A 552-nucleotide genomic window follows, 5' to 3' on the forward strand; every position below is an offset into this window, starting at 1 on the left:
TCTTCTTCATCAGGTTGGCTTGCTAACCACAACAAAGGTTTTTTAGTGGTTAATGATCTGATTTGTAATCGGCTATTATCTTCAAGTTTGATTCTTCTTTGAACAAGCATTATCACCTCACAAATTTTAAATGAGCTTAAGGACTGCATTTTTTTATCTGCGTAATGAGCTGAATGGCTAGTATGGCTGAGCGTGTTTTGACAGCCTGATGATCATGCTCAATGATGTTGATAATTGCTGACTCTATAAACCTCAGCCAAGCAGCGAGAATTTCAGCATCTCCGGCAAGAGCTAATAGACAGGCGTCCTTAACATAAGATTGATATTCATCACGGCATTCGACAAGGGAATTAACCCCGATAGGATCCCACTCCTCCCACAGGAAATTGTCTACGATATCAATTAACGGTTCGGTGATTGAATACGTATTTTGAAGCTGGTCAATATGATGCTGGAAGACCCGTTCCATTCCTAGTATGTGAAATGAATGTAACGGTTGTTTATCAACGAAATAAAAGGCCTGGTTATCCAAAGTAACTGATTCACCTGAGA

Annotated in this window: 1 protein-coding gene; it reads right to left on the bottom strand. The window is 39.7% G+C overall.

Annotated features, from left to right (window positions below):
* Positions 1-136 precede the first annotated feature (136 nt).
* Positions 137-552: hypothetical protein (locus tag RMT89_RS40830; RefSeq protein WP_315888812.1), on the bottom strand; the 416-nt coding region annotated here is incomplete at its 5' end.

Origin of the sequence: Streptomyces sp. P17, assembly GCF_032436805.1 — a bacterium.
Classification (GTDB): Bacteria; Actinomycetota; Actinomycetes; order Streptomycetales; family Streptomycetaceae; genus Streptomyces.